Source organism: uncultured Pseudoteredinibacter sp., assembly GCF_947502065.1.
In the GTDB taxonomy this organism is placed as follows: domain Bacteria; phylum Pseudomonadota; class Gammaproteobacteria; order Pseudomonadales; family Cellvibrionaceae; genus Pseudoteredinibacter.
In genome coordinates this window covers 167,647-190,130 of the sequence record NZ_CANMYE010000006.1, presented here as the reverse complement: position 1 = coordinate 190,130, position 22,484 = coordinate 167,647, and the positions used below count along the sequence as shown (strand labels likewise).

The 22,484-nt window shown below is 48.1% G+C and carries 17 protein-coding genes; 5 read left to right on the top strand and 12 right to left on the bottom strand.

Annotated elements, in window-relative coordinates; translation table 11 throughout:
• Positions 1-3: 3 nt before the first annotated feature.
• Both hemJ and hemL read left to right on the top strand, forming a co-directional pair.
• The gene (gene hemJ, locus Q1A41_RS15985; protein WP_299981002.1) at positions 4-429 is read left to right on the top strand and encodes a protoporphyrinogen oxidase HemJ; all 426 of its coding nucleotides are present in this window, start codon (positions 4-6) and stop codon (positions 427-429) included.
• Between the two features lie 26 nt (positions 430-455).
• Positions 456-1,736, top strand: a complete 1,281-nt coding sequence (gene hemL, locus Q1A41_RS15980; RefSeq protein ID WP_299981000.1) for a glutamate-1-semialdehyde 2,1-aminomutase — start codon at positions 456-458, stop codon at positions 1,734-1,736.
• A 94-nt stretch (positions 1,737-1,830) separates the two neighbouring features.
• On the opposite strand, the gene Q1A41_RS15975 is transcribed toward hemL, so the two are convergent.
• The 4 genes from Q1A41_RS15975 to mrcB form a co-directional block, all read right to left on the bottom strand.
• Positions 1,831-2,160 (bottom strand): PilZ domain-containing protein, encoded by a 330-nt coding sequence (locus tag Q1A41_RS15975; protein WP_299980998.1) that lies wholly within the window; start codon positions 2,158-2,160, stop codon positions 1,831-1,833.
• Between the two features lies 1 nt (position 2,161).
• On the bottom strand, positions 2,162-4,690 hold the full coding sequence (locus Q1A41_RS15970) for a DUF1631 family protein (protein ID WP_299980996.1): 2,529 nt from the start codon (positions 4,688-4,690) through the stop codon (positions 2,162-2,164).
• A gap of 226 nt (positions 4,691-4,916) precedes the next feature.
• Positions 4,917-5,438 (bottom strand): tetratricopeptide repeat protein, encoded by a 522-nt coding sequence (locus Q1A41_RS15965; protein ID WP_299980994.1) that lies wholly within the window; start codon positions 5,436-5,438, stop codon positions 4,917-4,919.
• Between the two features lie 31 nt (positions 5,439-5,469).
• Positions 5,470-7,773 carry a penicillin-binding protein 1B gene (mrcB, locus tag Q1A41_RS15960; RefSeq protein ID WP_299980993.1) on the bottom strand — a complete coding sequence of 768 codons (2,304 nt, stop codon included), beginning with the start codon at positions 7,771-7,773 and terminating at the stop codon, positions 5,470-5,472.
• Between the two features lie 95 nt (positions 7,774-7,868).
• Here mrcB and Q1A41_RS15955 point away from each other — a divergent pair, with 95 nt between their 5' ends.
• Positions 7,869-8,861: an adenosine kinase gene (locus Q1A41_RS15955; RefSeq protein WP_299980991.1), complete on the top strand. Its 993-nt coding sequence runs from the start codon at positions 7,869-7,871 to the stop codon at positions 8,859-8,861.
• Between the two features lie 3 nt (positions 8,862-8,864).
• Here the strand turns inward: Q1A41_RS15955 and Q1A41_RS15950 are convergent, their stop codons facing one another.
• The 8 genes from Q1A41_RS15950 to Q1A41_RS15915 all read right to left on the bottom strand — a co-directional run bounded on the left by Q1A41_RS15950 (position 8,865) and on the right by Q1A41_RS15915 (position 19,650).
• The gene (locus Q1A41_RS15950) at positions 8,865-10,064 is read right to left on the bottom strand and encodes a sigma-70 family RNA polymerase sigma factor (RefSeq protein WP_299980988.1); all 1,200 of its coding nucleotides are present in this window, start codon (positions 10,062-10,064) and stop codon (positions 8,865-8,867) included.
• Between the two features lie 25 nt (positions 10,065-10,089).
• Positions 10,090-10,431, bottom strand: a complete 342-nt coding sequence (locus tag Q1A41_RS15945; RefSeq protein WP_299980986.1) for a YciI family protein — start codon at positions 10,429-10,431, stop codon at positions 10,090-10,092.
• 428 nt (positions 10,432-10,859) lie between these two features.
• The gene (locus tag Q1A41_RS15940; RefSeq protein ID WP_299980984.1) at positions 10,860-12,557 is read right to left on the bottom strand and encodes an EAL domain-containing protein; all 1,698 of its coding nucleotides are present in this window, start codon (positions 12,555-12,557) and stop codon (positions 10,860-10,862) included.
• A 222-nt stretch (positions 12,558-12,779) separates the two neighbouring features.
• Positions 12,780-15,167 (bottom strand): DNA polymerase II, encoded by a 2,388-nt coding sequence (locus Q1A41_RS15935; RefSeq protein WP_299980982.1) that lies wholly within the window; start codon positions 15,165-15,167, stop codon positions 12,780-12,782.
• 78 nt (positions 15,168-15,245) lie between these two features.
• The gene (locus Q1A41_RS15930; protein ID WP_299980980.1) at positions 15,246-16,253 is read right to left on the bottom strand and encodes a DUF2333 family protein; all 1,008 of its coding nucleotides are present in this window, start codon (positions 16,251-16,253) and stop codon (positions 15,246-15,248) included.
• A 75-nt stretch (positions 16,254-16,328) separates the two neighbouring features.
• Positions 16,329-16,763, bottom strand: coding sequence for a copper chaperone PCu(A)C (locus Q1A41_RS15925; RefSeq protein WP_299980978.1), 435 nt, complete (start codon positions 16,761-16,763; stop codon positions 16,329-16,331).
• Positions 16,764-16,816: 53 nt separating this feature from the next.
• Positions 16,817-18,754, bottom strand: coding sequence for an EAL domain-containing protein (locus Q1A41_RS15920; protein ID WP_299980976.1), 1,938 nt, complete (start codon positions 18,752-18,754; stop codon positions 16,817-16,819).
• Positions 18,755-18,945: 191 nt separating this feature from the next.
• Positions 18,946-19,650 (bottom strand): hypothetical protein, encoded by a 705-nt coding sequence (locus Q1A41_RS15915; RefSeq protein ID WP_299980974.1) that lies wholly within the window; start codon positions 19,648-19,650, stop codon positions 18,946-18,948.
• A gap of 235 nt (positions 19,651-19,885) precedes the next feature.
• Here Q1A41_RS15915 and Q1A41_RS15910 point away from each other — a divergent pair, with 235 nt between their 5' ends.
• Positions 19,886-21,721: a protein-disulfide reductase DsbD gene (locus Q1A41_RS15910; RefSeq protein ID WP_299980972.1), complete on the top strand. Its 1,836-nt coding sequence runs from the start codon at positions 19,886-19,888 to the stop codon at positions 21,719-21,721.
• 298 nt (positions 21,722-22,019) lie between these two features.
• Positions 22,020-22,457, top strand: a complete 438-nt coding sequence (gene aroQ, locus Q1A41_RS15905; RefSeq protein ID WP_299980970.1) for a type II 3-dehydroquinate dehydratase — start codon at positions 22,020-22,022, stop codon at positions 22,455-22,457.
• Positions 22,458-22,484: the final 27 nt, after the last annotated feature.

Sequence of the window (22,484 nt, the reverse complement as noted above, 5' to 3'; positions counted from 1 at the left end):
ACTATGCTTTGGCTTAAAGCCTTTCATATTATTGCGGTAATTTGCTGGATGGCCGCATTGTTTTATCTACCACGCTTATTTGTCTATCACGCCATGAGCAAGGACAAAATTAGCCGAGAACGTTTCGTGATAATGGAACGCAAACTTTATCGCGGCATTGCCACACCTTCTATGATCGCGACCATTATCTTAGGCTTTTGGACGGCCAGCTATAACTGGACTTATTACCAATCCAGTTTGTGGTTCTGGGGTAAGTTATCGCTAGTTGCACTTTTAATTATTTATCATTTTGTTTGCCAACGCTTTATGCACTCTTTGGCGCGAAATGAAGATCAACACAATCATGTATTTTTTCGCTGGTTCAATGAAGCACCAGTATTACTGTTAATCCCCATTGTTTTGCTTGTCGTACTCAAGCCTCATTGGTGAACCACTAAATTGATTTCAGGAAACTTATGAATCGTTCAGAACAGTTATTTCAAGAAGCCCAGCAATGTATCCCAGGCGGAGTAAACTCTCCCGTTAGGGCTTTTCGTGCAGTTGGCGGCACACCCGTATTTTTTGAAAAAGCTCTAGGCGCATACACTTTTGATGCCGATGGCAAGCAGTACATTGATTACGTGCAGTCCTGGGGACCAATGATTGTCGGGCACAGCCACCCTGAAGTTATTGCGGCAGTTATCGAAAAACTGCAACTTGGCTTAAGTTTTGGCGCACCTACCGAAATCGAAACCCAGTTGGCCGAGAAGTTATGTGCACTGATGCCAGGCATGGATATGGTTCGCTTTGTTAACTCTGGTACCGAAGCTACCATGAGCGCAATACGCCTAGCCCGTGGTTTCACTGGACGCGACAAAATCATTAAATTTGAAGGCTGCTATCACGGTCATTCTGATTCCTTGCTGATCAAAGCGGGCTCCGGCGCATTAACCATGGGCGTACCCAGCTCTCCAGGCGTGCCTGCCGCACTTGCCGAGCACACTGTGACCTTGAGTTACAATGACATCGCCGGTGTGGAACAGGCCTTTGCTGAAATAGGCGAGCAGGTTGCTGGCGTTATTGTCGAGCCCGTTGCGGGCAATATGAACTGTGTGCCGCCCATCCCTGGGTTTTTGGAGTGCCTCAGAGCACAGTGTGACAAATACGGCAGCGTGCTAATTATCGACGAAGTGATGACAGGCTTTCGAGTCAGCCATACCGGCGCACAAGGTCACTATGGCGTGCAGGCTGACCTGACGACTTTAGGCAAAGTCATGGGCGGCGGCATGCCTGTGGGAGCCTTTGGCGGCAAGCGTGAGATCATGGAATATATCGCTCCACTTGGCCCTGTGTATCAGGCCGGAACCCTATCTGGAAACCCAGTAGCGATGGCCGCGGGCATGAAAACCCTAGAACTGATTTCAGCCGCAGGTTTTTATGAGCCCATTTTTAAACGAACCGAAGCCCTAGTGAAAGGCTTGCAAGAACGTGCGGCGGCAGCTGGCATTCCGTTTACTACCAACCATGTAGGCAGTATGTGGGGTGGTTTCTTTACTGAAGCCGACACAATTACAAACTTCCAACAGGTTATGGCTTGCGACGGTGAGCGTTTTAACAAATTCTTCCATGGCATGCTTGATGAGGGAGTTTATTTAGCGCCAGCATCGTATGAAGCGGGCTTTATGTCTGCCGCTCATACTGACGCCGACATCGATGCCACCCTAAATGCGGCGGAGAAGGTTTTCAACAGACTGTAAACAGCAGCCCTTGTAAGTTTGCAAGACAGCTGTTTAGAAAACCAAAAAGCCGGCAGATGCCGGCTTTTTGGTTTATGTTTCTCTGCTAAACGCTTTATTGTGATAGCCGGCTAATAATTTCAAGCGACTTATTCGAAACTTCGACAATCTTAAAGCCCACCCAATAGCTACCATCACTACTTGCAGGGCTTTGCCACAAGCAATCGGCAACCAATGGAATGGTATTTTGGCTATCAATAGCTGAGTCCAAAACAAGCTCTAATTGATAAATTGACTCTGTCTGCAAAGGGCCCTCACTCATTATCATTAGGCCCTCCTCGTGAATATTCACCAGCTTCCCAAGCGGCTCATCGTCCACACCATTGTGTGCCAGCACAGAAATCTCAACACGGCGACGCTCTAACCTGCGACGATTCTCACTCACATCAACTCTCCGTAGTTTCCTGCTGAGAATTAGTCTCAGCTTTGGCATTTAGGCTTTGGAAGATGTTTTCCAAGGCTCGCTCGAAGAATGGCTTTGTTGCCCCTGAGATAACCTTGGCCTCACCTGAAAGCATATCTCTAGCCAGTTCCAAACCGGTCTTTAAATCTACTTTCTTACCCAGCTGATCGACCAACATATAGTGCAGGGTGGTTGAGTTGTACCAGGCAACCTTTAAGCGCTTACCGTCGCTGAACTCGAACCAAGTACCAAACTCGATCATTTTCAAGCTGTCCACCATGCGCAACTCTTCTTCACTGACATCTTCGTCATCGGGTTGCGCACCGGCTTTTTCCGCAGCCATAGTTTCCAGTTTAGATCGCATTGGCTCAGGTGCAAATTGTAAGGGCTGGCTTTGCAGCGCCATCTTCTGCAAAGTAAATAATGCATCAAGCAGCTTATTCGCCTTAGTTTGGTCGTAGGCAATAGTATCAAAGCCCTTAGATAGCTTTTCGTACAAGCCATCATGCATTTCCATTTGGCGAGCTTTATCTTGCTCTTGCTCTTTGGGCTGCACAGTCCAAATAACGTCATCTACCACGGTCAGAGCTAACTGCCACTCCTCAGAGTCTTTGCCAAATCTGAGCAACACAAAGACTAAATAATCGGACCAAGGCTGCAATAACAACAACAGAACCGCCGAAGGTAGCTCAGTGTTTTCGATACGCATGCTAACTTGCTCGTTAACTTGCAATTTTACTTCTCTTAACTTTTCCTCGCCTTGGACTTTTTCCATTGCCCTACGCTCAATCAAATCTTGTCGGCGGGCAATTTTTTTGGTGTAACCGCTGAATTCCAATAGCAATTCAGCAAATAGGCGAACATCGTTTTGAAACTCTTCTAATACTCGCGAAACAACAGCCTTGATGCGCGGATAGATATCATATTGGGCGGTACCATCGTTACTCACCCAACGAGTACCGGCCTCAGCCAAGCTATTCAATAACAAACGAGCCGGGTGATCGGTTTGCTCGAAAAAGTCTGGATCAATAAAAGCGATTTTCAAAAAGGGGGTGTGCAAATAACTCAACAGAGCCTTCACAGAATTAGGCAAGTTATCATCGGACAGCATGTAATCAAATAGCATACCTACCAGATCAATAATCTGCATATCATCGACATCAACGGCCTGCCCCTCTTCTTCCGAAGCACCTAGGAGCTGACTGCTTAACTGTTGCGAAACTTGAGCAACACTTTGAATTTGTAATTGATCCGAGTCGGCTTGAAGCTCCTCACTACGGATTAATTTTCCTTCACCAGAATTAATGCCCACCTGCAGGTTTTGTAGCGCTTGTAATAATTGCGGCCCGCTAAAGACAGTGGCTCCAGATCTCGCTGGTGCAAAGCCTGTTTCAGAAGGTACTGCAGCAGTTTTCCAACTGGCGCTATAGCCCTCATCAACGATCAAGGCCTTGTTGTTGCTTGGCGACTCTACCTGAGCAAATGAAGCAGCCGGCGTAGTGCTTGTGCGATAGGAGTCAGTCGCCAAATGGTTTTGTAATACCCGAATTGCATTTACCAAGCTCTGTTGATATTGAGGCGATGGCATTGAAGGGTCCGGGCTTGCTGCACTCGCTTGCGGAGCAAAGCCGCTGACCGGCAAACGAACCTGCTGCCCTGGCGCAGGAGCCAAACCATTGGCAGGGGCGCCCGCCGCATTTCCCGCCACAGGAGCATTACCAAGTTCTTGCGGCACAGCTTCATCAAAAACATCTTCAAAAGACTCGCCAAGTACCTCATCTGCCGGCGCCACCGCTTCTCCAGCATGGCCAGCAGCCATTGCCGTCGCGTAACTTAATTCCGGTAATACACCTTCAGAGCCAAGGTATTGATTCAATTCCTGATAAATATCATCAAGAACAGGAATGAAAATTTTGCTAAAAGTGCGATAGCAAAGAATTTTTATTTTGGTGGCACAAGCCACTGCCTGCAGCGTTTGACGTAAAGACTCACAGAACTGTACGGGGCTAACAGGGTTTTGCTCTGGGGGTAACTCTTTACCGCCGCGCAACTGCCCAAAACGCATAGCGACCAACCACAAGCTTTCGCCAAAGTTATCTGTTGCCGCATGGTTGATTGACGAAATAGCAATTGTTTCTTCGAGATCTTCGTTGTCAACCAAGGACAGCATGTCTCGAGAAAATTTCTCTTCGCCAGTTTGGGTATTCAACTGGCCATTGGAGAACTTAATAAAGCATCCTGCCAAACATTCTCCAAATAGCTGCACTAGCGATGCTGAACGCTTACGAAAATCTCGCTGCACATCAAAATACTGCATCTGCTCAGCATCTGTCGGGGCGTCGGTGGCAAACTCTAATAGTTGCTCATCTAGGCTTTCTAGACACTCTTCCAGCCGAGGCCCAGCGTGCTCTACAACGATGTCTCGACAACGTTCTAATAGCTGTTTTATCTGGGCGCTAGTAAAAGGGGAGATCGCCGAAGTTGCGGACTTGTCATTACTCAAATTGCTCATAATTTTTGCTTCTTTTACATCCATGGCCAAACAAGCAAGGTGCGCAGTCCAATCCTTGGTTTACTGTACTACCTTTTGAGTTTAGTCGAGCCTCTAGCAAGATTGTCACCTCCAAACCACGAATGGCGACAATATCTATCTAATTATTCACTATTACCCAGTGACTCGCCTGACCATTTTAGCAGCATTAGTGGGAATATCGAGTTTGTCTGTATTTAATATAAGGTTATTGGCTAAGGCGCCCCAATAAATCTTCAAATTCACCCCGTCGCTCCCCTACCGACAAATAACGCATCCCTCGCTCAGCAAATACCCTAGCTTGAGCAAAATCACCTTGGCGTTCATAGCTACGGGCCAGTATTAGAAGCAACTCAGGCGATGTTCTTGCTATCCGTAAGCCTCGTTCAGCACTTGCTATAGCAGCACTATAGTCGCCAGCCTTAAAAGAGCTAGCGGCCGATGACAATAGACTTTGAGCCGCACCAGGCAACGCTCCCCTGCGGGACTCTCTCGCCCTAATTGGCACAGGCTGCTGAGGTGGCTGGGCTGGTCTCGACGCCTCCTGTGAACGCCCTGCAACATGCCCTGTGCCTGGCTGCGCGCCAGCTTGCCGGGCCACAGATTGCTCTTTAGCTTGCTCACCACCCTGTCCCCGCCCGTTTGCTAAATCCTGCTGGGGCGCTGGCGATTGGCTTGCACAGGCCATCAATATCAATGGCAAGCTTAGCGCGGCAATTCCCTTAATCATTTTCAGACTCCTAAATCATAACTCGTCGAGATTAACCTCGACCAAACAAACGCTCCCACCAGCTGCGTTTTTTAGGCTGGCGTGGCTGACAATAGATTTGCTCCTGGGGCTGGCTGCCGGCAATAAAAGGCAGCTCAATAGCTCCTGGACACTCGGCTTGGCTCAATTTCCCACTGGCGACATCAATCCAATGATACTCCACCCCCAGTGGCGGCTGAGCGACCAATGACTGAGTGGGTATATTGGCGAAGATATCTGACCATACTCGCAAGGCACCCTTAGAGCCGGTTAATGGAGTGCTGCCATTATCATCGCGACCAAGCCAAACTACAGCGAGATGTGAGCCACTAAAGCCTGCAAACCAACTATCGCGCTGATCATTAGTGGTACCCGTTTTACCAGCCACTTCTAGATGCTGAGGCAGCTCTTGGTAGGCCGAGCGACCGCTTCCTATCCTCATAGCGGCCTGCATAGCAAATTGATTTAAATACACCGAATCTGATGAGAATCGCTGCTCGACTTGTAAGGGGTAGCGCTTTAACGGTTGGCCAGCACTTGATGTGACCTCACGAATAGCGCGCATTGGGGAGTAAACACCTTCATTAGCCAAGGTGTGATAAAACGCCGAGACATCCATCGCCGACAGCTCTACCGCCCCTAAAAGCACTGCCGGTACCGGTGGCAAGTCAGCGTCAATCCCCAGCCTTTCGATATTCGCAAACACATCAGCTAAGCCCAATTGCATCCCCAATCGAGCCGCCGCCTGATTATAAGACTTAGCCAAGGCCTCATAGAGCATAACCTCGCCATGGCTCTTGCGGTCGAAGTTACGCGGCTGCCAGATACTGTTCTCTGGGGTCTTTACTTTTACCGTCGCATCACTGACACGAGTAGCCAAAGTAAATTGCTCGCTGCGATTAAGAGCCGTTAAATAAATCGCCGGCTTTAGCAGGGATCCCACCGGGCGTTTTGCGTTCAACGCCCTGTTAAAGCCCGCAACTTTACTTTCTCGGCCGCCCACTAAAGCAAGCACCTCAGCCCCCCCTACAGAACTAACCACCACGGAGCCCTGCAAACTTTGCTTCTTCATCCCATAGTAGCGCTCAAGATAAGCGGCCTTTTGGTTTAAGCTGCGCTCAGCTTGCTGCTGTATTGACGGTGAGAGGCTGGTAAATATCCGCAGACCTTCGCTACGCAAATCTTCCTCTTGGTAATCTCTTTTGAGCTGCTGCTTTACCAGCTGTAAAAATGCAGGGTAGCGCTGAGCGGATCTTGAACCAGCTTTTATCACCCCCAAAGAGGCATTGCTCGCCCGTTTATATTGCTGAGCGCTAATTAGCTCTTGATCTAACATTAGCTTCAGAACCAAATTGCGTCGCTCAGTAGCCCGCCTGGGGTTACGCCAAGGATTATAATAAGAAGCTCCTTTGACCATACCCACTAGCAGAGCCAATTGCTCCAGCTTTAGCTCTTGAATGGGCTGACCAAAATAATGCCGCGAAGCCAATGCAAAACCATGGATGCCACGCTTGCCACTTTGCCCTAGGTAAACCTCGTTAATATAGGTTTCAAGAATTTCAGACTTGCTATAGCGCAGCTCCAACAACACCGCCATTAGCGCTTCCTGGGCTTTACGCTGCAGGCTTCGCTCCTGATTTAAATAGAAATTCTTAATTAACTGCTGGGTTAAAGTGCTACCACCTTGCACTGCACTACCCGCCCGATAATTCGCAACGGCTGCACGCGCGATCCCCTTAAGAGATACCCCAAAGTGATGAGCGAAGTTTCTATCCTCCACCACAATCAAAGCTTCACCGAGCAAATGTGGCACGTCAATCAAGCGCAATAGTTCACGATCTTCATTGTGACTTGGGTATATTCCTGCAATTTCTAAAGGCTCTAGGCGAACAATATCCAAAGCTTTACCCTTAGCGCTTTGCAAATCACTCACAAAGCCATCCTCTAAGCGCAGCTTGATCTTCCGAGCAGGCTCATCACCATCCCAAAAGACAAAGCCTCGGCTATAGATTTGCCACTGATCCCCCAAACGCACCATATCCCCAGCTTGAGACAAGCGTTTAGTTGCGCGATAGCCAAGCTGCCTCAGTTCAAATTCTAGGGATTTCGCATCCAGCTGCTGCCCGAGGTAGAGCTCCAGCGGCCTGGCGTACACCTTGGCAGGCAAGGCCCATTTACGGCCATCAAATTTTCCGCGAATGGTATAGTCCAAATAGAGCAGGTACGCCCCAAATATCAGGGCCAATAAAAATAGTAATTTGAACCACCAGCGACTGTAAAAAGGTCTGCTGGGAGCTTTTTTTGCCTTAGGAGCCATTAATTGCCTTAATTCTTGTACCTTGTGGGCTTTATCAGCAGGCCCGAAATGAGCATAATAGCGCCCTTTTGCGAGCTGATTAGCAAGGTATTTGCATGAGTCATTACCACATCTATGGCCTGGGCGCTGCACTGGTCGACACTGAAATCGAAGTGAACGATCAAGACCTCAACCAATGCGGTGTCGAAAAAGGTCTGATGACCTTAGTTGACGAGGACAGACAACATCAATTGATGGAGCAACTGTCGGACCACTTGGTGGCCTCAAAGAGAGCCTGCGGCGGATCTGGTGCAAATACTATCATTGCGGCCAATTATTTCGGAGCAAAAAGTTTTTACTCCTGCCGCGTAGCGAACGATGAAACTGGCCGATTTTTTACCGAAAATATGCAACAAGCGGGTGTTGACTACCCTAGCAGCGTTTATGCCGAAACTGGCATCAGCGGTAAATGCCTGGTAATGATCACCCCTGACGCTGAACGATCAATGAATACCTTTTTAGGCGCTAGCGCCGAGGTGTCTACTCAACAACTTGATCACGATGCCATTAAGCAATCCCAGTGGGTGTACATTGAAGGCTATCAAGTCAGTTCGGAAAGTGGCAAAGCGGCCGCTATTGAATTACGCGAAGTGGCCAGTGCCGCTGGCGTGAAAACATCTCTGAGTCTATCTGACCCTGCCATGGTAGAGTTTTTCCACGATGGTCTTGTCGAGATGATTGGCGAAAAAGTGGATTTACTTTTCTGTAATGAAGCCGAAGCTATCCACTTTACCCGCAGCGCCAATGTCCAGGAAGCCGCCCAAGCATTACGCGCCCACGCTAATAGCTTTGCAATTACTCTCGGCGCTGAAGGTGCTCTATTGTGGGACGGCGAGAAAGAAATCAAAGTCGCCGCTCAAAAAGTTCAAGCTATCGACAGTAACGGCGCTGGGGATTTATTTGCGGGTGCTTTTCTTTATGGTCTTAGCCAAGGTTGGGATTATGAACGCTGCGGCAAGCTAGCCAGCCTTTGCGCTTCAACTTTAGTGGCTCAATATGGCCCACGCTTACGTGAAGAACAGTACCAAGAGTTACTGGCTCAAGTGTAAACCCTATCTGTTTAACTGCGCCTTTTGCCAATTTTGAATTAACAACTCACGTTGGCGAGGCGCAGCCTCAAGCGCTAAAGCTTGCTGATATGCCTCATCTGCTGAAGATAGGTCAGCCAACTCCAGCAACAAAATCATTTTAGCCCCATAAAAGGCCGAGTAATTCTCAAGTTCCGGCATCAGGCTACTCACTTTATCCAATATCTCTTTGGCGCCCACCCCAGAATAAAATTGGGCCATGTATTTATTGAGTCTTGGCAGTGCCGAAGGCTGCATTTTGATTAACAAATCATATAGAGAAATAATCTGTTGCCAGTCTGTCTCCTCCCATGAGGGCGACTGGGAGTGCAAGAGGTGAATGGCAGCTTGCAGTTGCAAAGGGCCCAGCTGTTGAAATCTCAAGGCCTGCTGTAATAGGTTGTCAGCTTGCTTTATCGCTACCCTATCCCACTGGCTACGATCCTGCTCAGAAAGCGCAAGCCCAAACTCGCAAGCCTCCGCTGTTCGTCGCGCCATGACCGACATTAGCAAAGCCTGCAAGGCCATGCTCTCAGGGCTATCGACGGTTTTACGCAACAGCAGTAATAAGTCTATGGATTGTCGCAGTAAAGGTTTGGCCTGCTCGACACTCATCTCCATTGAATGATTAAACATTAAGTAAATCATCGAACGAATATGCCCTTGGCGTGAATATAATTGCTCTTGCTCTGGCACCTCAAAAGGTACTTTGGCTTCCTTTATTTTCTTCTTCGCCCGACTCAAGCGCCGCTGAACAACATCAGCCGACAGCAATAACTGGTTAGCTATATCCCGATAAGTTAGCCCCCCGATCAACTGCAACAACAATGCGAGCTGACTGGTTTCATCGATAGCAGGGTGACAACAGCAAAAAATGAGCGCAAGACGTTGATCATCGCCATCTGAGTAGTCGGCGGAAACATCCAGCTCAGAAATAGAATCTGACGGGAACAGCTGAGCATCTATAAAATGTAGTCTGCCACGAGAATCTTGTCGCAGCTTATCCAATAAACGACAACGAGCTACATGGCAGAGCCAAGCGGCGGGCTTTTCAGGCAAACCATTTTCAGCCCAATGCTCGTGGGCTTGCAGTGTAGCCTCCTGCAAGGCATCCTCAGCGCTAGCGATATCGCCACCGCATTGCTTGCTTAAATAAGCAATAATTTGAGGGGACTCGTCGTTCAACAAATCCCGCCAATTTATTGAGCGACTAGCCATCAGTAGGCATAATCGGGCGAACTTCGATGCTGCCGTATTTAGCTGAAGGAATCTGTTTAGCCCAATACACGGCCTCATCAAGATCAGCACACTCAAACAAATAGTATCCCCCAAGCTGCTCCTTCGTCTCCGCAAAGGGGCCGTCACTAAGCAGTAATTCGCCATCACGCATACGCACTGTTGTCGCGGTATTGGTCAATTCCAAGGCATCGCCGCCGCGCATAACGCCAGCGGCTGTTACTTTATCGGTGAATTCTTGGTACTCAGCCAATAGCTCTTCGATTGGGCCATCATCAAAAGTCTCATCACTGTATATCAATGCGATGTATTGCATATTCTCGATCCTTTTTCTCAATACTGTATATTAGCGTTCGTCCAGGGCCTGTTAACACTAATTCAGCCGTCACTGCCGAACTTGTTTCGTCGATTCGGCAAGGCAGAGTGAGCGTATTGTGGTCACTCCACTATAGCGAGCACTAACACAGCCGAGCGATGAAATAAGTCGGCCTTTATGCCCTTTGGGTACTAAGGGTTAGGCTGAAATCGTCTTACTCGGTGTTGCTCGTTGCTTATTTGGAGCGACCAAACTACGCTCCTCGCGCCGTGATTAAGGCGATTTCAGCTCTAACAGTGATGGCCGAATTAGTGTTAACAGGCCCTAGCGAACGGATAAATAATCAGCACCACAAAGCAGTACCTTACCCATACGTCGATCGGCGATGCAAGAAAAGGACAACAAAAAGACAATAAGTGAAAATATTTTTATTTTAGAGGTTCAGGGCGAGATACCAGATAGCCTTGAATAAAATCGACACCCAATTCTTCCAAAGCTTGTCGAAGCTCTTCACTTTCGACATATTCGGCGACAGTTTGCAGCCCCATCACATGGGCCAAGTGGTTAATGGTGCTAACCATCGCATAATCTTTAGCGTCACGAAGCATATTCTTTACAAACAAACCGTCGATCTTAATGTAATGTACCGGCAAATCTCGTAGGTAGGCCAAAGATGACTGGCCGCGGCCAAAATCATCCAGAAAGAACTTACAACCACGATCACCCAGCTCTCGCATGAACTCTAAGGCAGCTCTGCGACTACTGATGGCTGCCGTTTCGGTAATTTCGAATTGAATACGATGAGGGTTTACGCCGGTTTTATCTAACATTTTACAGGCGTAATCACAGAATTTAGAGTCCCCTAAACTTGCACCGGAGACATTAACCGCATAGTGCTGTTCGGAATCTTGCTCAGACATAAAGGCCAGCACCTTACGTAAAACCAGGCGATCTAACTCCTCCATTAAGCCAAACTGCTCAGCAGCCGGAATAAACTGCCCCGGGCTAACCAAGTCCCCCTCTTCATCAAGCATTCGCAAGAGCACTTCACTGTGATGATGGCGATCAAGATTGGCTGTTTCTACAATAGGCTGGGCATATAAAACAAAGCGATCCTCGGCAATGGCTTTTTGAATTTTGCTTAGCCATTGCATCGACTCTTGGCGCGCCTTCATCTTAGCGTCACCATGATAAACCTTGATGCGGTTGCGACCGGATTTTTTGGCGACATTACACGAAGCATTCGCCGCTGCGAGCAACTGGTTCGCCGATTCACCTTCGTCATTAATCGCAACCACACCGATACTGACACCGATTGCCAACTCTTGGCCGGACCAGCGAAAACGAAAAGATTCAACTTTCTTAACGATGCGCGAAGCCATTTGCTGGGCACCAGACAAACTGCAATCGCTTAATAGCACGCCAAACTCATCACTACCAAGACGCGCCAACATATCTTTGCCACGCAAACAGGAAACAAAAATACCAGCAACCTGCTTTAGCAGCTCATCACCTGCATCATTACCGCAACTCTCATTGACCACTTTGAAATGGTATAAATCGATATAGAGCAGCCCAGAACTGACACCGGACTGCGCCCTCTCCATGGCTTGACTCAGGGCGTTTTCGAAGGACTGGCGCCCAGCAAAGCCGGTTAGGCTGTCCAAACCACCTGCACGCAGCATCGCTTCACGAGGAGAATTTAATTTACGCAACCAAGCTACGGCATAAGCGCTTTTAGTATTGAGTTGACGACTGTGAATTAAATATAAATCCGCAGGGCCATGACTGAGCGCCACCGTGCAGGTTTCACCCCCACAAAGGCGCTTGAATAAGCTTTCCTGCACCGAACACTGGTAGCCATCGGGACTCATCGCCTGCAAGAGGTTGTTTAGCGGCTTGCCTAAACACTGGCGCGAGCCACCTAAGAGCGTGCTGCCGGTGGCATTGGCCATCAGAATTTGGCCTTGGCGATCTAGAAAAATAACGCCCTCACGGGTGTTATCGGCTAACAGCTGACACAGCTTCACCGCCTCTTCACGACCAAGGCCCAAAGCACTGATGTCTCTCAATGTGCTCAATGGCGTGGGTACGGCCCACTTTGGCTCTGAAGATGTAGGGTTCACTAGCGGCTTCTACCGATTCAATTAAGGTCTCTTAGCGGTATCGGCAGAAACAGTGTTTTCTCAAGTGCCAATAGCGCCTTTGGCAAATACGCCAAAGCTACCCCTAAAGATAGAAGGCCAGCGCCAGTCGGCCAGCTAATTACTTAGATATGTGTTTGATTTCTCTCGCTTTACCGACGAAAGGTAGCCGCGACAATAGCTACGGTAGCGCTAGCTGAGATGTCAATGAAACAGGCTCATTTGACTGGCGGCGATGTCGTCAAAGGAATCCCCCGCCATCGATAAAATAGCATCGGCAACAGGCTTAAGTTGACGCTCAACATACAAGCCATAATCCAATGAGCTGGCACGCCCTTCTTGCACCCATTCCAGAGGTTCGGGGCCATTTAGAGTTAACACATAACTCACCCAGTCACCCTGTTTGTAAAGATAGCCATCTCGCTCCAATCTCTTACTGGCAGCCTGCGCATGGGGAGGGATATTGTGTCGATAATCACTTAGCTCTTGCCTTAGGCGCTTTCGATAGGTTAATTGATCATCCATTTCACCTGCCAGCACGGCTTTGACCTTTGCCTCGACATAATCTCGGTAAGGCAACTCTAGAAAGACGCGACGATACAACTCCTCTTGAAAAGTACGCGCCAGCATCGTCCAGTCGGTGCGTACATTTTCCAAGCCTTTAAACACCATTTCTTCCTTGCCATTGCGATTCACTAAGCCGGCATAACGCTTTTTACTTCCCAGCTCTGATCCTCGAATCGTGGGCATAAAAAAGCGGCTAAAATGAGTTTCAAATTCAATTTCAAGGTAGCTCTTAATTCGGTGATCTTGCTGCAGTCTCTCCGTCCAATATTGATTTAGTTTTTGGGCAAGCTCGCTACCAACACTGCTTGCCTCTTCATTGGAGCTAACCTCTGGCAAATGCACAAATACAGAGTCGGTATCGCCATAAATAACACGGTAACCAGCCCTTTCAATCCAATGCTTGGTGGCAATTAAAATTTCATGACCACGCAGGGTAATCGAGCTACACACCCTAGGGTCGAAAAATCGGCAGCCTGGCGAACCCAATACACCATAAAAAGAATTCATGATAATTTTAATCGCCTGAGACAATGGCTGATTGTTTTCGCTCTTAGCAAGCTCACGCTCTTGCCAAAGCTCAGCGATAATATCTGGCAATAAACTGTGCTCGCGCGCGAAGCGCGCCTCGTTAAAACCCATCACACAATCTTCATCGGCCAACGATAAGTGCTGCGATTGCCAATAGGCACAAGGATCAATATTGAAACTGCGAATAATCGAAGGGTATAGGCTTTTAAAATCGAGCACCAATACGTGCTCATACAAACCTGGTTTTGAGTCCATAACATAGCCGCCAGGGCTCACAACCGAAGATTGCAGCTCCCCCAGGTTGGGAGCGACAAAGCCAGACCGATGCAATAAAGGTAGATAAGCGTATTCAAAAGCCGCCACCGAGCCACCGCTTTTGTCTGCAGACAGGCCGGTAAGCTGACTGCGAGCCAAGGCAAAATCCATCAGCTCGGTCTTTTCAAAAATATCCCACACCAGCTGGCAATCTTGAATATTGTATTTGGCAAGCTCAATAGGCTCTTCTTTGTACTGCCGGGTAATTTCCTCGGCTCGATTTTCGGATTGAATCAGCTTTGCTTTCCCGAGTAATTCGGCAGCCACTGCCCCTAAAGCAAAACTCTCAAAATTATAAAAGGCAGACTTAAGCAACTCGATACCGTCTAAAACAATACGCCCTGGCACCGTTATAAATTGGTGCCCGCCCTGGTTAGCCTGTCGCCAACTTGGCTCCTGCCCTTCGCGGCCAATTGCATAGCGCAGGCCATGGCGGCGGCACATTTGCTCTAGCACCCATAGGTCAAACTGCACCACATTCCACCCCATCAAAACATCAGGGTCTTGCTCATTCAACCATTCAAAAAATGCCTGCAGGCACTCAGCAGCACTGTCAAACCACAGCAGCGTTGCCTCACCAGATTCACTGTCGATACTTTCCGTTTCAATAGCCTCTTGATGCTCTGCTACCTGAACCATAAACACTATGGGATCACAGTCGCCGACAGCCGCGATAGAATATAGGCTGCGAGCATCAAAAGAGGTTTCGATATCAATAGATATGGCGTTTAGTTTCGGTTTGTATTCTGACGGCCGACAACGCGGCTGCTGCAAAACCGGAAACTTTTTTGCTTGCAGCTCAGGCTTTGCATCAAAGCCAATACCAGCAAATATAAAACGCTCCATCAGATAACGTTCTGGAGGCCGAATATCTCCTTCCCAAACTTGAATGCCGCGAGAGGTCAATTGCCTCAAGCCATCACGCAAGCGCCGCTGACTGCGGTTATAGCAAGCCACCAATTCACGATTGTCCCAACTTCGCATCGACACTTCAGCATAACGCCAAGTCACACCAAGAATGTCTTGGACATCAGCCAACTCATCTTGCGCAACAAAAAAAACCGCTTCTTGTTTATCGATAATAACTTTTACCGGCCCAATATCACTGGCCACCCACAGCTCAAGACGAACACCTCTAGGGGCGTCTTTCCACTCGCGGGTTAATATAAAAGCATCGAACATAAAGGAATGAAAAGGGTTGGAGGGTTTAACGTCCTACGAGGCGATCAACGCCTCGTAAGATTAGGTAAGCAGAAGAATCTAACCTTTAGATAGCAGCTCACGCAAATCAATAATGGCGGCGTTCGCACGAGAAATATAAGACGCCATTACCAAAGAGTGATTGGCCAACATACCAAAGCCACTGCCATTAACAATCATTGGACTAAGAATAGGTTCTTGCGCCGCTTCAAGCTCACGAATAATTTGCTGCAAACTCACTCGAGCATTTTTCTTTTCTAGCACATCGGCAAAATCTTTATCCATGGCTTTTAAAAACTGCAGCAGTGCCCAAGTCGAGCCACGTGCTTCATAGAAAACATCATCGATTTCTAACCAAGGTGTTTTTACTTCTAGTTCAGCCGGTGCTGGGGTACTCTGACTGGCATTTTCCTCACCAGCCAAATCAGTATTAATACGGCGCTGGCCAACACTGGCACTGAGTCGCTGCGACAAGCTGCCTAGGCGAGTTTCAACGGTGCGCAACCAATTGCGTAAATTATCTGCCCTCGCAAAGAACTGTGCATCGCTGGCATTGTCATCCACTAAGCGATCAAGATACTGCTGCAAGTACATGGTCGCTTCTTTGTATTGCTTTTCTGAGGCCGGAAGCATCCAGCTATTGTGATCAAAATTGAAGCGGGGCTCAGCCAAAGCCAAATCGGCATCTTCGGTAGATTGCGATTGAGAGCGACTAAAGCTCTCACGCATAGCCTTACTTAAATCTCGCACCTGAATTAATGCGCCGTATTCCCAGTTTGGAATATTATCCAACCACACCCCAGGCGGAACAATGTCGTTAGATAAAAAGCCACCGGGCTTATACAACAGAGTATCTGCGACACTAATTAAGGTTTTAGTGGTCTCTACACCCGTAATTTTGGAATTCTGTAAAGCGCGAAAGCGAACTTCGCTTTCTTTAGATAAATAGAACTCCTCACCTGGCTCAGAGCTCCAATATATGCCTAGCACTACAGTCACCAGCAGGAATACTCCTAGGATAAAACCCGCGCCTCGAAACCAGGCACCCCCATTTGCTGAATAACTCATTACTTAGCTCCTTAAATTAAAAGCTCGGATTGTATTAAAAAGCTCCAATTGAGCTTTATTCTCTATACAAACCGATTAATAGGCTTTCACCTCTACCGTGGCGTTGAGCACCTCGCCCCGAGCGCTATTTATCTGCACAGCAAAGGTATCTCCAACACGAAGCGGCTGCTTAAGCCCAAATAGCATTATATGGTATCCGCCAGGCTGAAACCGTAAAATTTTGCCAGGCTCTATTTCCAGCTGCTCTACCTTGCGCATCATCATCATGCCGTCTTCATGTATATGACGATGAAACTCGGCAGATTTACCCAAAGAACTACTCACCGAGGTCAATTTGATGGTTTCACTACTGCTGTTTTCTAGGCTCAAATACACCACAGCGGTGCTCTGCCCAGGTGGTAAGGGGCGGCTATAGGCCTCTTCTACCAGCTCAAGCGCAAAGGCAGGCCAAGCCAAAATAGCCAGCAACAAGAAAGGGATAACACGACATGTTTTTAGGGATGGGCCCATAGCATACTCCGTTATTATGGCCGGAGTATGCTCTAGGCTATATGAACTTGAGCTTACAACGGCTGATCACTAGGTCGACCAAGATAATAACCCTGACCACCATCTAGCCCCAAATCCTTTACGGCTTGCCATTGTTCTTCTGTCTCAATCCCCTCAGCGAAGAGGGTTAAATCACAGCTTCGCGCAATCTTAAGCAAGGTTTCTACATAGAAGCGACTATCCGATTTAGGGTTCATACTGTGGGTAAAGCGCATATCGACCTTAAGCATGCGCAGATCGATACTCTGTAGGTGCATAAATTCACTACCTGCCACACCAAAGTGGTCCAAGGAAACACCCGCACAGGCAGGCCCTAGGCGCTCTACCACAGTACGCAACACTTCTTCATCGGCTTCTAGCATTTGTGCTGGTAACTCCAACTGTAAGCGTTCGGCAAACTGCGGATTACTCTTCAAAAAGCCTTCTAACCAGGGCGCGAATTTATCGTTGTGCAATGAGTTAGGGGACAAGTTGACGCACAATATTGAGCCGCCAGCTGGGCTTTGCTCGGCTAACATTTCAATCAACACCCGGTCCAAATCAGCACTTAAGTGGAAGCGTTCCACCATCGGCCAAAACACTCCTGCTGTTAATAGCTCTTCGCCCTCTTGCAAGCGACAAAGCACCTCTAGGTGAACTAGGCCACCATCGATTCCATAGACTGGCTGATAATGCAAAACAAAAGCCCTGCGCTCAATTGCCGAGCTTATTATTTCACCCCATTCGTGAGCCGGACGTGCCGATTCGGCCGTGTCTCGTTCAGCTATCGCCCAATTACCACCACCCTCACCATGGTGCTGAGCTTGCCTTAAGGCCATATCGGCCTGTGACAGCAGATTATTCTCACGGGCGATGGTTTCTGAGTGAGCAGCACCAATATAAGGCGCCAACTCCTTGCTTTGATACCAACTGCGGCGAGAAAGCGCATTAATTAGCTCAGCGGCTAAGGATTTGGATTGCTCCTCATCGACTTCAGGAACAAATATCGAGAAGTCCGCACCTGAACGTCGACCGACAATGGAGTCATTCATGGTGACGACTTCAGCGAGAGTTTTCGCAATCGATTGCAAACACTCATCACCTGCCTCTCGGCCGTGACTGTCGTTGTATTCGATTAAACCCTGGATTTGCAGCAACAATAAGGCACCGCGATTTCCACTGCGCTCGGATTCGATATAAGCCGTCATACGGGCATCAAAGTCACGACGATTTGAAAGCTGGGTAACTGGATCCAAGTGGGCTTGCTTATACAAGCTCTCAGTGAGCCCTACCTGCTCCTGAAACATACTCTGAACCTTTTGCACCATGCGGTTCATTGCTGTTACCACTCGGCGCAACTCAACGGTTTTTGGCAACTCATCTTGCACTGGAAACTCGCGACGACAAATTGCTTCGGCCTGGCTTTCCACTTCGCTTAGAGGACGCAAAAGATACCGCAAGCCAAGGCCCACTACGCCATAACAAACAACCGCGGTGATCAGAAAGATATAAATATATTGAATGCAGACGCGCCAGAGATCTCGATAGGCATAGCCTGGATTGCCAACAACGACCACATTCCCAAGGATCCGCCAACCACTGACCACCTCAGCTTGCCCGACCGGCTCAGGCAAATCGATCATATTAATAAACCAATCAGGAATACCTTCGACCGCCACGGGAAGCTCTCGATGAATTGCTGGCTGATTATCAGCACTCTTGCGAAAGACAATATTACGGTAGTAGCCACGATCGAAGATTACATCGACCAAAGAGCGAACCTGTGCATCATCGGCCTGTGCAGCCGGACCAGACAAGGTTAAAGCCAAGGAAGTCGCGGTATCCTCAGCATGATTCTGCATTTGCTCATGAAAATAGAGCCGCGCATTCAAGACACTAATGACCAGATTCACCGCCAGCAGGATACACATGAGCACACTGATAGCGATAATTAATTGTCGAAACAAAGTCACTGCGGTTTATCCCCTATGATTTAGCTCCCCAAAGCCATTTTGGGCTTGAGCGTATCATCCTCATATCGGCCAAATCGGCAATCTCATTAAGGATTCAATTTAAGCATAGAAGAAAAACCCAGCTTAACCGCCAGGGGCTTCAAAAACGGCACTTGATTCAACCTCTGCCATTTTTGAGTAGCAAGCATGATTTAGGGCGACTCCAATTTAACCTGGGGTTGCCGTCCTCGACGAATATCTCCCCGCAAACGAAAGCCTGGCAATGCCTTCTTCATCTGTAGATAGATCCAACGCCCATCGGCGTCTGTAGGCGCACTGATAATAGCCAGCAGACCATCCATCTTGGCCTTTTGGGCAATTAACTGCAGATAAGGCTGGAGACTATCGTCTTTAGACTTTAGGGCTTGCGGATCAATTAAAAACAGATTGTCATTCTTAGCCGATTGCTCAGGATTGGTTTTCACCGCCGCAGGGACATTTACCTTCTGCAGGTTATTCAGCATTGTCTTAGCTGGTGCATTATCTGGATCGATCGATAATGCCCTACGCAACCAAGTCTTAGCCTTTGAGATGCTGCCTTTAGCTGCCGCCGAACGTGACATTTCTACATAGCGCAAAGGAATCATTTGCAGGCCCGATTTCGCCTGCACATTGGCCGGATCGAGATTAATAACTTGGCGATACAGGTCAAAGGCATTGTTACCTTTGGGGATGGTCAGTCGATTGGCGGCAAGTGCCTTTTCAGCTTCATTTAATAAACGCTTTACCTCAGCCGCCCTAACATCAGTTTTCGGGGTTTGCTTTACGACAACAGGCTTCTTTACCGCCACAGGCTGCGGTGCCTGGCAAGCCACTAAAGCGAAAGGTAAAAGCAGCAGTAGGCTTCTAAGATACATGAACAGCTCTTGTGATACTTTTTTGAGTTAAGTTTTAATAATTACAGGTGGGTACACGCTTTATTAGTCGTATAATCCCTACAGATTGCGAGACTGTGCAACAAAGCGCTGCACAAAGCAAACGCTAAACCGCAAAATTCTGCTTTGAAAAGACTCTATCAAAGCACTGTCGCCAAGCAGTCTAATACTGCCACCGGCAGCTGATTACAGCAGAGAAATTTATAGAGATGGATTTATGAGCTTTAATAAACGCCTTGCTAGCTTCCTCAGCGTGCTGCTTCTAAGTGGATCTGCACTAGCCCAGGAAGATAAGGCACAAAGCCCCTTTGCCACCGAGCCAATGGTAGAGCCCATTCTGGAACAAGCTTCCAGCAATACCAGCCAAGCTCAATCCAGCTTTTCACTTGCCCCCAGCAAGCAAAGTTCAACTTTAAACTCTGCGTTTACTCTCAATAGCAACGAACAAGTCGATTTTCTTCCTATCGAAGAAGCCTATCAGGCCAGTCTTAGCCTTAAAGACAACACGATATTTCTAGACTGGAAGATTGCCGATGGCTATTACCTCTACAAGGATCGCTTTAAATTTCAGAAATGGCATGACCAGCAAAGCCAAACGCTAAATGGCAAGTTACAAAATGGTAAGCGAATTTTTGACCTGGCTTTTGAAAAAGAGTTAGAGGTTTTTTACCACAACACCCAAGTTGAGATTCCAAGCCCTGCTGGAGATCACAGCGAATATCAGCTGGCAGTTGAGTTCCAAGGCTGTGCCGATGCCGGCTTATGCTATCCACCCCATACACTGTGGTACACGGTAAACACTGATAAGGGCTCTATCACTAGCAGTGCCGCCCCCACACAAGAATTAGCGCCAGAAGCTGGCCAATCCTCAGGTAACTCGTGGTTGGCAGCGATCATTTTTGCTTTTTTAGGTGGTTTGATCCTAAATTTGATGCCTTGTGTATTCCCGGTTTTATCCATCAAAGCCTTAAGCCTAGCGGAAGCCAGTAACAGCTCAAGCAGTAAAAAATTACACGGCTGGAGCTATACAGCAGGCGCAGTACTGAGCTTCGTACTTATTGCCGGCATCATGTTGATTTTAAAAGCCAGCGGGCAGGCCATAGGCTGGGGCTTCCAATTACAGTCGCCAATCTTTGTTAGCCTACTAGCCTACCTCTTTTTCATCATGGGCCTTTCTTTGGCCGGCTTTGCAGAGTTTGGCAATCGCTTAATGGGAGTCGGCCAAGGGCTGACTCAGAAGTCAGGCTATCAAGGCTCATTTTTTACTGGTGTGCTTGCCTGTGTGGTAGCCAGCCCCTGTACAGCGCCTTTCATGGGTAGTGCATTAGGCTTTGCCCTAGGCCAGAGCCCCGCCGTCGCACTTTCTGTCTTTGCAGCTCTTGGCTTTGGCATGGCTGCCCCGTTTTTATTACTGAGCTATATACCTACGCTGGGCAAGTATTTGCCAAAACCCGGCGCCTGGATGGAGACCTTAAAAGAAGCCCTAGCCTTCCCAATGTTTATTGCAGCTATCTGGCTGTTGTGGGTATTGGGTCGCCAAGCAGGTGGCGATGCAATGGCATTGGCGCTATTTGGCCTAACGTTGTTATCGTTTGCCCTTTGGCTATTGCGCTATAAAAACGCAATAAACAAAATACTAAGCATCGCCACCATTGCGCTGGCTCTCTCACTTCCATGGGTGATGGATAAACTCTCCACCCAATCTGCAGAACCTGCGAACGGATTCTGGCAAAGCTATAGCAAAGCAAAACTTGATGGCGCATTAAGCAAACAGCAATCTGTATTTATTAATGCAACGGCTGCTTGGTGCTTAACCTGCTTGGCCAATGAGCGTATAGCGTTTACCGAAGCTTTCGAAACGCAGCTAGAGCAACAAGGCACCCTAGCCATGAAAGCAGACTGGACGAACTACGACGCCGAAATTACCTCTTTACTTCAAAGCCATGGTAGAAACGGTGTACCTTTATACCTTTTTTACCATAAAGGTCAGGTGCAAATACTTCCTCAACTGCTCACAGAAGAGATATTACTCTCTTCCACCAAGACCAATTAGCAAGATGGGCGCTTTTAGGCGCCCTTTTGGTACCACTTCGACGCAATTTCTCAGAACTTACCTGAAACCCAAATAAAAAGCGAGAAAAACGCAACAACTTCGCCGAAAAGATGCACTTCTTGCAAAAAAGTGTCACGCACTCGACTTTTGCATTAAAAACACAAAGCACAACTTCGCCAATCTTGTTGGCATCTTCGCCAAAACGCGGGTTTTTCGCCAATTACATGGACATCCGCCCAAAAATCGTGCACACTGCCCACATTCATCTGATCAATAATCACAATAAAGGGCAGCCGCTATGGCCACTATCTTGGTTTTACATGGCCCAAACCTGAACCTGCTTGGCACTCGCGAGCCGGAGATTTACGGTCACACCACTCTAGAAGACATCAATCAAAGCTTAAGCGCACGATGCAAAGAAGCTGGCCACCATTTAATGGCCCTGCAGAGCAATGCCGAATACGAATTGATTGAACGTATTCATGATGCCCGCCGCGAAGGGGTAGATTTTATCATCTTCAACCCGGCGGCCTTTACCCACACCAGCGTGGCACTGCGTGATGCCCTAGCTGGGGTAAACATCCCTTTTATTGAAGTGCATTTGTCCAATGTGCATCAAAGAGAAAGCTTTCGACACCATTCCTATTTTTCCGATATTGCTGTGGGCGTTATATGCGGCCTTGGCGCCAAAGGCTATGAACTAGCTTTGGATTGGGCAATAGAGAATGTAGCTTGAACCAACACAACCGTTTTTAACGACAGA